The sequence below is a fragment of the Paraburkholderia sp. Ac-20347 genome (assembly GCF_017104805.1).
Classification (GTDB): domain Bacteria; phylum Pseudomonadota; class Gammaproteobacteria; order Burkholderiales; family Burkholderiaceae; genus Paraburkholderia; species Paraburkholderia tropica.
Map to the genome: position 1 here is coordinate 1 of NZ_JAAGPN010000243.1, position 12274 is coordinate 12274.

The 12274-nt window shown below is 65.5% G+C and carries 8 protein-coding genes and 1 pseudogene; 8 read left to right on the forward strand and 1 reads right to left on the reverse strand.

From position 1 onward, the window contains the following. The 6 genes and pseudogenes from G3N97_RS30770 to G3N97_RS30795 form a co-directional block, all read left to right on the forward strand. Positions 1-627: FecR domain-containing protein (locus G3N97_RS30770; RefSeq protein ID WP_205996725.1), on the forward strand; the 627-nt coding region annotated here is incomplete at its 5' end. Between the two features lie 172 nt (positions 628-799). Further along, positions 800-2008 carry an efflux RND transporter periplasmic adaptor subunit gene (locus G3N97_RS30775; RefSeq protein ID WP_205996726.1) on the forward strand — a complete coding sequence of 403 codons (1209 nt, stop codon included), beginning with the start codon at positions 800-802 and terminating at the stop codon, positions 2006-2008. Between the two features lie 11 nt (positions 2009-2019). Further along, a pseudogene (locus G3N97_RS30780) lies at positions 2020-5304 on the forward strand (efflux RND transporter permease subunit). Further along, entirely contained in the window at positions 5301-6818 is a 1518-nt protein-coding gene (locus tag G3N97_RS30785; protein WP_205996727.1) for an efflux transporter outer membrane subunit, read from the forward strand. The pseudogene G3N97_RS30780 and the gene G3N97_RS30785 overlap by 4 nt, the downstream one beginning before the upstream one ends. Before the next feature lie 79 nt (positions 6819-6897). Next, positions 6898-8358 carry an ATP-binding protein gene (locus G3N97_RS30790; protein WP_205996728.1) on the forward strand — a complete coding sequence of 487 codons (1461 nt, stop codon included), beginning with the start codon at positions 6898-6900 and terminating at the stop codon, positions 8356-8358. After that, positions 8351-9031: a response regulator gene (locus tag G3N97_RS30795; RefSeq protein ID WP_205996735.1), complete on the forward strand. Its 681-nt coding sequence runs from the start codon at positions 8351-8353 to the stop codon at positions 9029-9031. Before G3N97_RS30790 ends, G3N97_RS30795 begins: the two co-directional genes overlap by 8 nt. Before the next feature lie 38 nt (positions 9032-9069). Here G3N97_RS30795 and G3N97_RS30800 read toward each other — a convergent pair whose 3' ends face one another. Next, positions 9070-9753 carry a TetR/AcrR family transcriptional regulator gene (locus tag G3N97_RS30800; protein WP_205996730.1) on the reverse strand — a complete coding sequence of 228 codons (684 nt, stop codon included), beginning with the start codon at positions 9751-9753 and terminating at the stop codon, positions 9070-9072. A 375-nt stretch (positions 9754-10128) separates the two neighbouring features. Here G3N97_RS30800 and G3N97_RS30805 point away from each other — a divergent pair, with 375 nt between their 5' ends. Beyond that, the gene (locus G3N97_RS30805; RefSeq protein ID WP_234774895.1) at positions 10129-11682 is read left to right on the forward strand and encodes a DHA2 family efflux MFS transporter permease subunit; all 1554 of its coding nucleotides are present in this window, start codon (positions 10129-10131) and stop codon (positions 11680-11682) included. Between the two features lie 63 nt (positions 11683-11745). Continuing rightward, a partial coding sequence (locus G3N97_RS30810; RefSeq protein ID WP_205996733.1) for a TolC family protein occupies positions 11746-12274 on the forward strand: 529 nt, incomplete at its 3' end.

Here is a 12274-nt window from a genome sequence, read left to right on the forward strand (position 1 = left end):
ACCGTGTCGCTGCCCGACGGCAGCACGATCGAACTCGATACCGACACGCACGTCGAGGCGCGGCTGTTTCGGCATCGCCGGGAAGTGCGGCTGGTGCGCGGGCAGGCGATGTTCGCGGTGCAATCCGATCCGGCTTGCCCGTTCAACGTGCTCGCGCAGTCGGTGACGGTGACGGTCGTCGGCACGCGCTTTTCGGTGCGATGCACGGAAACTGGCCTCGAACACGGCACGGTGCGCGTGGAGGTGGAGGAAGGGCGCGTGCGCGTCGCTGCCGCGCCGCGACCGGACGCTGCGCCGCACAGCGTCGAACTCGCGGCGGGCGAGGCCGTGACCACGGGCGCGGACGGTCTGCCCGGCCAGATCGAGCCGATTGCGCCCACGGCGGTCGCGGTCTGGCGTCAGGGCCGCGTGGCGTTCAACAACACGACCTTGCTGCGCGCGCTGCAGGAATTCGCGCGTTACGGCGCGACCAATGTGGTGGTCGACGATCCCGTGGTGGCGCAGATGCGGCTGACGGGCAGCTTCGACGTGCATCAGCTCGATCGCTTCGCGCATGCCTTGCCGCGCGTGCTGCCGGTGCGTCTGCGCCAGCGCGGCAATCTCGTCGAAGTCGTGCGCGCGGCCTGACGCGGCCAAATCCATCTACGTTCTTCAACGCTCGCCCGGTCCGACCCGGCGAGCGCCTCACCGTCCGCGCACGCGTTCCGGCCCCGCCCGGCGTTCCTAATTTCTTGCGAATTTGATTTGCATAATCCCTCGATCGGGCGTGGACCGCGCTCTCGGCATTGAGGCCAACACTATGCAAATCGGGCTTTTCGCGCATCGGCGCACGGGCGTTCTGACGGGCGCCCTGTTTCTCTCCTGTGCGCTGGCGGCGTGTTCGCACGACCAGAAAAGCGTGCAGAAAAAGGTGCAAACGGTGACCGTGGAAACGGTCAAGACCGTGCCGTACGCGCAATCGTCCTCGATGCCGGGGCGCGCAACCTCGTTCCTGACCTCGCCGGTCACGCCGCAAGTCACGGGCGTGATCCAGAAGCGGCTGTTCACCGAAGGCAGCGTGGTGCGCGAAGGCCAGGTGCTTTATCAGATCGATCCCGCGCCGTATCAGGCGACTTACGACGCCGACAAGGCCGAACTCGAAAAAGCCCAGGCGGCGCTGCTTTCCGCGAAGCCGATTGCCGAGCGCGACCGCTCGCTCGCGGCCATCGACGCGATCAGCAAGGAAACGCTCGAAGAAGCCGAGGCGACGCTCAAGCAGGACGAGGCGACCATCGACGCCGACAAGGCCGCGCTCGAAAGCGCGCGCATCAATCTGGGCTATACGCGCGTGACCGCGCCGGTCACGGGCACGATCAGCGCTTCCGCGTACACGCCCGGCGCGCTCGTGACGGCCGATCAGACCACGGCGCTCGCGACCATCTACGCCTACGACCCGATGTATCTCGACGTGACCGAGTCGAGCACGGACGTGCTCGCGCTGCGCAAGAAGTTCGCGAGCGGCGAATATAAAACCGACGCGAACGGCAACGCCAAGGTCAAGATCACGCTCGAAGACGGCACCACTTACGCGCACGAAGGCACGCTGCAATTCGCGGGCGTGGGCGTCGATCAGACCACGGGCACTATCACCTTGCGCGTGATCGTGCCGAATCCCGAGAAGCTGTTGCTGCCGGGCGAATATCTGCATGCAGTCGTCGATCAGGGCGTGAACCAGAGCGCGATTCTGGTGCCGCAGCAGGCGGTCGTGCACGATCAGCGCGGCAACGCGACGGCGCTGGTCGTCGATGCGCAGAACAAGATCGAGTCGCGCACGCTGATGCTCGCGGGCACCGCGAACAACAACGAGTGGGTCGTGACGGGCGGACTCGCGACGGGCGATCGCATCGTCGTGGCGGGCTCGCAGTTCGTGAGCGTCGGCGACACGGTGAAGGCGACCGAAGCCACCGACGCGACCGAAGCCACCGAAGCGGCCGCCGCGGCGCCGTCGTCGTCGCCTTCGGCGAACTGAGGGGCGAGTGCATGCGTATCGCTCATTTCTTTATCGACCGTCCGGTCTTCGCGTGGGTGCTCGCGATTCTGGTCTCGCTGACCGGCGCGTTCGCGATCACCCAGTTGCCGCTCGACCAGTATCCCGACATCGCGCCGCCGACCATCCAGATCACGGCGACCTATAACGGCGCGTCCGCGCAGACCAATCAGGACGCCGTCGTGCAGGTGATCGAGCAGCAGATGGTCGGTCTCGACAATCTGATGTACATGTCGTCCTCGGCGAATTCCGAGGGCAATATCTCGATCAAGCTGACCTTCTCGGCGGGCACGAATCCCGATACCGCCCAGGTGCAGGTGCAGGATCAGCTGCAATCGGCCAACGCGCTGCTGCCCGAAGAAGTGCAGGAAAGCGGCGTGACCGTGCGCAAGGCGTCGCCGGACACCTTCCTCGTCTTCAACCTCGTGTCCGAGGACGGCAAGATGAGCAAGGCGGCCATCGCCGACTATCTGTACAGCAATCTCGAAGAGCAGATCGAGCGTCTGCCCGGCGTGGGCCAGGCGCAGCAGTTCGGCTACGAGTACGCGATGCGGATCTGGCTCGATCCGAACAAGCTGCAGAAATACGCGCTGATGCCGTCGGACGTGGTGACGGCCATCGATGCCCAGAACAACGACGTGGCGGCCGGCGAAGTCGGCAACACGCCCGCCGTGAAGGGGCAGGAACTCGACGCGACCATCACGGCGCGCAGCCGCCTGACCACCGCGCAGCAGTTCCGCGACATCGTGCTCAAGACCGAGACGAACGGCTCGCAGGTGCTGCTCGGCGATGTTGCGCGCGTCGATCTCGGCCCGCAGGCGTATACGGTCGAAACCAACTTCAACAACAAGCCCGCTTCGGGTCTCGGCCTGTAGCTCGCGCCGGGTGCGAACGAAGTGCAGGTCGACAAGGAAGTGCACGACTTCCTGAACAAGCGTGCGGCGAGCTTCCCGGCCGGGCTGAAGGTCGAGTATCCGTACGAGATGGTGCCGTTCATCAAGACGTCCATCACGGAAGTGGTCAAGACGCTCGTGGAAGCGATCGTGCTGGTCGTCGCGATCATGTTCCTGTTCCTGCAGAACCTGCGCACCACGCTGATCCCGGCGATTGCGGTGCCGGTCGTGCTGCTCGGCACGTTCGGCATCCTCGACGTGTTCGGCTATTCGATCAACATGCTGACCATGTTCGGCGTGGTGCTCGCGATCGGCCTGCTGGTGGACGATGCGATCGTGGTCGTGGAGAACGTCGAGCGGCTGATGACCGAGGAGCATTTATCGCCACGCGACGCCACCAAGAAGTCGATGACGGAAATCAGCAGCGCGCTGGTGGCGATCGCGATGGTGCTCTCCGCCGTGCTGTTGCCGATGGCGTTCTTCGGCGGCTCGACCGGCATCATCTACCGCCAGTTCTCGGTGTCGGTCGTCTCGGCGATGGCGCTCTCGGTGGTGGTGGCGCTGACCTTCACGCCTGCGCTGTGCGCGACGATTCTCAAGGACGGCCACGAGAAGCCGAAGGGCCGTTTCTTCAGCGGCTTCAATCGCGGCTTCGACGCGTCGACGAGCAAATATCGTCGCGTCGTCGACCGGATGCTGCATCACCGCAAGCCCGCGATCATCGTCTATGTGCTGCTCGTGCTGGGCGCGGGGCTGCTGTTCGTGCGTCTGCCGACGTCGTTTCTGCCGACCGAAGATCAGGGCGTGCTGATGGTGACGGTGACCGCGCCGGTGGGCGCGACGCGCGAGCGCACCGAAGCGACGATGGCCAAGGTCGAGGACTATCTGCTCAAGCAGCCGGCGGTTTCCGAGGTGTTCAACGTCGCCGGTTATGCGGTCGGCAGTAACGGCCAGAACGTCGGCATGATGTGGGTGAAGCTCAAGGACTGGGATCAGCGCACGGCCGTCAACGACACGGCGCAGGGCTTCGTCGCGAAGGCGTCGCGCGATCTCTCGCAGCAGATTCGCGACGCCAAGGTGTTCGTGCTGCAGCCGCCGACGGTGCGCGGTCTCGGCATCAGCTCGGGCTTCGACATGGAGCTCGTCGACGAAGGCGGGCTCGGCCACGCGGCGCTGGCGGCCGCGCGCGATCAGCTGATCAAGATGGCGAACCAGAGCGGCGTGGTGCGTCAGGTGCGTTTCAACGGTCTCGCCGATACGCCGCAACTCTCGCTCGATATCGACGACCGCAAGGCGAGCGCGATGGGCCTCGCGCCCGCCGACATCAACTCGACGGTCGAAGACGCGCTCGGCGGCGAATACGTGGACGAGTTCCTCGACAACCAGCGCATCAAGAAAGTCTATGTGCAGGGCGACGCGCCGTTCCGCATGACGCCCGAGTCGCTGGAGCAATGGTATGTGCGCAACACGTCGGGGACGATGGTGCCGTTCTCCGCGTTCGCGACGTCGCACTGGACTTACGGGCCGCCGGAACTGGACCGCTATAACGCGGAGTCGTCGTTCGAGATCGTCGGCGATCCGGCGCCCGGCGTGAGTTCGGGCCAGGCGATGCAGACCATGGAGCAACTGGTCGCGAAGCTGCCCAAGGGCATCACCTATGCGTGGACCGGGCTGTCGTATCAGGAGCAGCTTTCGGGCGGCCAGGCGCCGTATCTCTACGCGGTCTCCGTGCTGTTCGTGTTCCTCTGTCTCGCGGCGCTTTATGAAAGCTGGTCGGTGCCGCTGGCGGTGCTGCTGATCGTGCCGCTCGGCGTGTTCGGCGCGGCGCTCGGCACGACGCTGCGCGGGCTGTCGAACGATGTGTATTTCCAGGTGGGGCTGCTGGTCACGGTCGGGCTCTCGTCGAAGAACGCGATTCTGATCGTCGAGTTCGCGACGATGCTCGAAAAGCAGGGCGCCAGTACGCTCAAGGCGATCGAGCAGGCTGTCGCGCTGCGGATTCGTCCGATCGTGATGACGTCGCTGGCGTTTCTGCTGGGCGTCGCGCCGCTGGTGATCGCGACCGGCGCAGGCGCGGCGGCGCGTCAGTCGATCGGCACGGGCGTGTTCGGCGGCACGCTCGTCGGGACGGTGCTGGCGATCTTCTTCACGCCGCTGTCGTATTTCCTCGTGCGCAAGCTCAGCGGCAAGGGCGCGTCGCCCAGCGATCCGGGCGGTCGCGGCGGCGCGGGTTCGCCCGCCGACGATTCCGGTTCGACCGGCGCGCAGGCGGAGCTGAGCGTGCCGGAGCACGCGGAGCAGGAAGAGGGCGAGGACGCGTATGCGTTGCCGGATAGCGCGATGAATGCATCGACGCACGAGTCGAAGAACGGAGGTGCCGCATGAAGCGCGTAGTCCACTGGATGCTGGCCGGCGCGGCCGTTACGGCGCTGAGCGCGTGCATCGACCTGTCGCCTTCGTATCAGCGGCCCGCCGCGCCGGTGGCGGCGTCGTGGCCCGATGCGGCTTCAGGTGCGTCTTCAGGCGCGGCCGCGAATGCGTCATCGTCGGCCACGCTCGCCGCCGATATCGGCTGGCGCAGTTTCTTCGTCGATCCGCGTTTGCAGCGCACGATCGCGCTCGCGCTGTCGAATAACCGCGATCTGCGTATCGCGATTCTCGATATCGAAAAGGAGCGCGCGGAATACCGCATCGAACGCGCGTCGCTGTTTCCGGAGATCGATCTGGGCGGCTCCGACGAAGCCGAGCGCACGCCGACTTCGGTGCGCAGCGCGGAGTCCGGCGCGTCGTCCACGACGTCCGGTGCGAGCGGCGAGACCACGCACGTCTATAGCGCCAATCTGGGCTTCACGTCGTACGAGATCGATCTGTTCGGGCGCGTGCGCAATCTGAGCAAGGCGGCGCTCGAAACCTATCTGTCGTCGATCGAAACGCGCCGCAGCACGCAGATCAGTCTCGTCTCCGATGTCGCGAGCGACTGGCTCACGCTGGCGTCGGACAAACGCTTGCTGGTGATCGCGCAGGAAACGCAGGCGAGCCAGCAGCGCACCTTCGATCTGGTCGATCGCGAACACACGCTGGGCGCGGCGAGCGCGCTCGACGTGGAGCAGGCGCAGGCGAGTCTGCAGTCGGCGCGCAACTCGACGGCGCAGGCGCAGACCACGGCCGAGCAGGCGCGCAACGCGCTCGAACTCGTCGTCGGCACGCGCGTGCCCGACGCCGATCTGCCCGATGCGCAGGTCGATCCGGTCGCGAGCATCACGTCGATTCCGGCGGGCATTCCGTCGGCGGTGCTGCAACGCCGCCCCGACGTGCTGGCGGCCGAGCACACCTTGAAGGCCGACAACGCCGATATCGGCGCGGCGCGTGCGAACTTTTTCCCGACCATCAGCCTGACGGCGGCGCTCGGTTTCGAAAGTCCCGCACTCGCGCAGCTGTTCACGGGCGGCAACCGCGCGTGGTCGTTCGAGCCGTCGGCGGTGATTCCGATCTTCGACGCAGGCGAGAACCGCGCGACGCTCGACGCCGCGAAGGTGACGTTCAAGATCGACGTCGCGACCTACGAAAAGACCATCCAGACCGCGTTCGAGGAAGTCGCGAACGCGCTGGCGACGCGCAAGACCATCGACGAACAGCTCGACGCGCAGACGCGCACCGTGAAGGCCGATCAGCACGCTTACGATCTGACCATGCAGCTGTATCAGCAGGGCAGCGACAGTCTGATCGACGCGTTGACCGAGCAGCGTCTGCTGTACACGGCGCAGCAGTCGCTGGTCGCGACGCAGCTGTCGGCGCAGACCAGTCTGATTACCCTGTATGCGGCGCTGGGCGGCGGGGTCGATGCGGAATCGGCTGCGGGCGCGAGTTCGGCTGCGTCCGGCGCGCCGGTCACGCGCTGAGCGGCGAGGCAGGTATGATGACCGGACGTTTTCAGATCAAGGATTGAGGTAGCAAGGCCATGTGCCCGGAGTCGACACCATGCCGCAAACGCTGAGCCGCGTGCTGCGCGAGATTCGCCGCGCGAGCCTGACCGGCAAGCTGTTTGCGGCGATGCTGGTCGTCAACGTGCTGGTGATCGGCGCGATGGCGCTGGGCGCGCGGCTCAGTTTCGAGCGCGGTTTTCTCGGTTATCTGGAGCAGCAGGAAATCAAGCGGCTGGAGTCTAGCGTCGGGCCGCTGGCCATGGCGTATCGCGATCACGGCAGCTGGGACTTCCTGCTGCAGAATCGCAGTCTGTGGCACGAGATCATGCGGCCTTACGCGCCGGCTTCGTATCCCGTCACGAGTCACGCGCCGTTGCCGCGTCTGCCGGTTTCGTCGCTGATCGGCACCAACACGCGCTTCACGCTGCTCGACGCGAAAGGCGCCTACGTGTTCGGCAATCCCGCGTTCGCGGATACCTCGCCGCGCCGCCCTATCGTCGTCGACGGCAAGACGGTCGGCTGGCTGCTGATGGTGCCGTTCGAACGCGCGACCGAAGCCGGCGATCTGCGCTTCCAGAAGACGCAGCGCGAGTCGAGCTGGATCATCACGATCGCGGCCACGCTGCTCGCGATTCTCACCACATTGTGGATGGCGCGCGCGCTCGCCTCGCCGTTGCGCCGCATCGCGAGCGCGACGCACACGCTCGCGGGCGGCGATCTGAGCGCGCGCGTGCCGACGGTGTCGAGCGGCGATATCGGCCAGCTCGAACACGATTTCAACCATCTCGCGCAGACGCTGGAGAGCACCGAGCGCATGCGTTCCGCGCTGGTCGCCGACATCTCGCACGAACTGCGCACGCCGCTCGCGGTGATGAGCGGCGAGATCGAGGCGATCGAAGTGGGCGTGCGTCCGGTGAGCGTGGAAGCCGTGCGTTCGCTCGGCGGCGAGGTGAAGCGCCTGAGCCGTCTCGTCGACGATCTCTACGATCTCTCGCTCGCCGACGTCGGCGCGCTGCGCTATCACCACGAACAGCTCGACGTCTGCGAGACGCTGCGTTCGGCGTTGCGCCGCAGCGCGCGGCGGCTCGGCGACGCGGGCCTCACGCTGCGCGTCGATCTGCCCGACACGCCGCTGTGGGTGCGCGGCGACGAACGCCGCCTGCAGCAGGTCTTCACCAATATTCTCGAAAACGCGCTGCGTTATGTCGATGCGGGCGAGATTGTCTGCGTGACGGCGCGCGAGGACGCGCGCAGCGTGTATATCGATTTCGACGACAGCGGCGCGGGCGTGCCCGAGGCGATGCTGGCCTCGCTGTTCGAGCGCTTCTATCGCGTGGAGGCGTCGCGCAGCCGCGCGACCGGCGGCGCGGGTCTCGGCCTGCCGATCTGCCGCGGCATCGTCGAGGCGCACGACGGCGAGATCGCCGCCGCGCGCGCGCCGCTGGGCGGCTTGCGCATCGCGATTGCGCTGCCGCGCAGCACGGAAACCTTCAGGAACCGACGTGACCATGAGTAACGAAACGCCCATCGACATTCTGATCGTCGAGGACGAGCCCAAGCTGGCCAGCGTGATGGCGGATTTCCTGCAAGCCGCGGGTTACACCACGCGCTGCGTGGACGACGGCCGCGAGGTGGCCAACGAAGTGGCGCGGCGCATGCCCGGCCTGATCGTGCTCGACCTGATGCTGCCGGGCCGCGATGGCCGTGATATTTGCCGCGATCTGCGCACGTATAGCGATGTGCCGATCATCATGGTGACGGCGCAGGTGGAGGAGGTCGATCGCCTGATCGGCCTGGAACTGGGCGCCGACGACTACATCTGCAAGCCGTTTAGTCTGCTCGAACTGGTCGCGCGCGTGAAGGCGATTCTGCGCCGCTCGCGCTTCGAGCGTTTTCCCGAAAGCGTGCCGCTGCAACTCGACGAAGAGCGTTTCGTGGCGACGTTTCGCGGCGTGGAGATTGAACTCACGCCGATCGAATTCCGCTTGCTGAGGACGCTGGCGGCGCGACCGGGCCGGGTCTTTTCGCGCGATGTTCTGATGGACCGGCTGTATCCCGATGGCCGCATCGTCGAGGATCGGACGATCGACAGCCACGTGAAGAAAATCCGCCGCAAATTCGAAACCGTCGCGCCTGATGACGACGTCATTCAGTCCGTTTACGGCGCGGGATTCCGGCTGGCTTTATAAGGTATCGCCGAGTCTTGCGGGTTCGCTCAGGCGCGCGTTCAGCCGCCTTCGGTCCGCTTGACGTACGCCTGCACGAAAGTCTGCACGGCCGCTTCCACCCAGCGGTCGATCTGGGCTTCCGAGGGCCGCGCGTTGGGATGCGTGAGGCATTCCAGCTGCGCCTCGCCGCGCACGATGCTGATGAACAGCATCGCCGCCGTGGTGTAGCCCACGGCCTGCACGTCGATCTGTCCGCGCGCCGCCGCGCGTTCGAGAAACTGCCCGACGATGCTCGCCACTACTTCCGGCCCCGCCGCATAAAATGCACGCCCCAGTTCGGGAAAGCGCGGCGCTTCCGAAACGATCACGCGATACAGCGCGAGCCCCATCGGCGACACCACCAGATCGAGATACGCGCGCGCGAGCCGCGTGAGCGAGCGCGTGATGTCGTCGGTTTCGAAATCCATTTCGCGCAGCGAATTCGCGAATTGTCCGCATTCGCGTTGAATGACGGCGGCGAACAGCGCTTCTTTCGTCGGCCACGCGGCGTAGACCGTCGATTTCGAGACGTGCGCCTCGCGCTGGATCATGTCCGTCGTGGCAGCGCTGAAACCGTGCGCCAGAAAGATGTCGCGCGCGGCGTTCAGGATCGTGTCCGCCTTGCTCGGGGCGGACGCGATATCGGGCTTGCGGGGAGTGGGGGGACGGCGCGCCGGTGCGCCGGTTTCCTTGTGCGTCGCCATTTGTTTTGAATCGGTAGCGATAACGGTGTCGCGGGATCGTAACACAGCGCCGGGACGCGCTTCCCGACCGCGGGCAGGCTCGCGGCAAAAGAGTACCGATCGGTTCGATTTTTATTGACGTGGCAATCATGTGCTCTTATCATCCAGTACCGTTCGGTACTATCCCGCCTGGATGATCCTCCCCTTATTGACGGTTTTCGCTGCGTGACGGTTCTGCCGTGCAAGCAGCGCGGGGCCGTTTTTGCGCGCGTTTCTGCTCGCGATCTCGCGAGCAGAAGCAGGGTGGCGAGCCGCATCGGCCGGACGGACACATCAACTTGATCAGGATTGCAAACGGATGATGGAATCGCGAAACCTTTCCACGCGGGGCGCGCAGTGAACGCGCCCGCCGCGTCACCGCCGCCGCTCAGCGGCGGCAAACTCGCGCTCGGCACGCTCGCCGTCGCGCTCGCGACCTTCATGAACGTGCTCGATTCGTCGATCGCGAACGTCGCCATTCCCACCTTGTCGGGCAGCCTGGGCGTGTCCGTGGACGAAGGCACGTGGGTCATCACGGTGTTCGCGGCGGCCAACGCGGTCGCGATCCCGCTGACCGGCTGGCTGACGCAGCGCCTCGGTCAGATCCGCCTGTTCGTGGGCGCGATCGTGCTGTTCACGATCGCCTCGTGGCTGTGCGGCATGGCGCCCAATCTGCCGGTGCTGCTGGCCGCGCGCGTGTTCCAGGGTCTCACGGCGGGACCGCTGATTCCGATGTCGCAAGCGATTCTGCTCAGCTCCTGGCCAAAGCAGAAGTCCGCGACCGCGCTCGCGCTCTGGGCCATGACGGCCACCGTGGGGCCGATCGCGGGGCCGTCGCTGGGCGGCTGGATCACCGACAGCTACAGCTGGACGTGGATCTTCTACATCAACATTCCGGTCGGCATTTTCGCGGCCACGGTCACGTGGATGATCTATCGTTCGCGCGAAACGCCCACGCGCAAGCCGCCGATCGATCTGGTCGGACTCGGGCTGCTCGTTGCGTGGGTCGGCACCTTGCAGGTCATGCTCGACAAGGGCAAGGACCTCGACTGGTTCCATTCGCCCGTGATCATCGGCCTGACGATTGCGGCGGCGGTCAGTTTTGTGGCCTTCGTGATCTGGGAGCTGACCGAGGAGCATCCGATCGTCGATCTGCGCCTGTTCGGCCAGCGTAATTTTCTGGGCGGCACGATTGCCATTTCGATCGCGTATGGCGTGTTCTTCGGCAATCTCGTGCTGCTGCCGCAATGGATGCAGGAATACCTCGGTTATCGCGCGGTGGATGCGGGCCTCGTGATTGCGCCGATCGGCATCTTCACGGTGCTGCTCTCGCCGGTGATCGCCAAGGTGCTGCCGCGCTCGGACGCGCGCGTGATCGCCACGCTTGCGTTCATCGGTTTCGCGGCAGTGTTCTGGATGCGCTCGAATTACATCGTCGATATCGATACGTATCACCTCGTGCTGCCCACGTTGCTGCAAGGCATTCCGATGGCGATGTTCTTCGTGCCGCTCACCGCGATCATTCTCGCGGGCCAGCCGCCGCAGCGCATTCCGGCCGCCGCGGGTCTGTCGAATTTCGTGCGCGTGTTTTGCGGCGCGGTCGGCACGTCGCTGGGTGCGAACGAGTGGTACGACCGCACGGTCGTGCATCACGTGCGGCTCACCGAGCAGGCGACGCCGGAAAATCCGGCGTTCTCGCAGTTCGTCGACTTCGTCACGAAATCGATGCACATCGATACGGCGACGGCGCACGCGATGTTCGGGCAGCTCGTGGAGTCGCAGGCGGCGATGCTCGGCCTCAACGACGTGTTCTGGATTTCGGCGGTGATCTTTATCGCCATCATTCCGCTCATCTGGATTACGCGCGCGGGCCGGGCTGGCGCGGGCGGCGCGGATTCGGCGGCGCATTGAACCGCGCATTGAATCTGTGTCGACTACATAAACGGCGCTGCCTTTTTCGATCATCAGGAAAACATGACTCACGTTTCAATTACGCGTTCGCCGCTGCGGCCGCGCGCGCTGTCGATAGTCGTTGCATGCGCAACGGTTGCGATCATGAGCGGTTGCGCGAACTACATCGGTATCAAGAGCGACAAGACGCTCGCGCAGCCGCAGCAGTTCGAGTCGTCGCAAAGCATTCCGGCGCAGGGCGGCCAGTGGCCCACGCTCGACTGGGCGAAGCAGTTCGGCGACCCGCAATTGCAGAAGCTGATCGACGAGGCCATCGACGGCAATCCGACGATCGCGCAGGCGCAGGCGCGTCTGGCGAAGGCGTCGTCGTATATCGAGACCTCGAAGTCGGCGTTGGCGCCGAAAGTGACCGCGGGCTATTCGTGGACGCGTGAGCTTTACTCGTCCAACGCGCTTTATCCGACTCCCTACGGCGGCAGCTGGTACAGCGAAAACAACGTGCTCGCGAGCGCGTCGTGGGATCTCGACCTGTGGGGTAAAAACCGCCAACGACTCGCGCAGGCGGTCTCCGCGCAGCGCGCCGCCGAAGCCG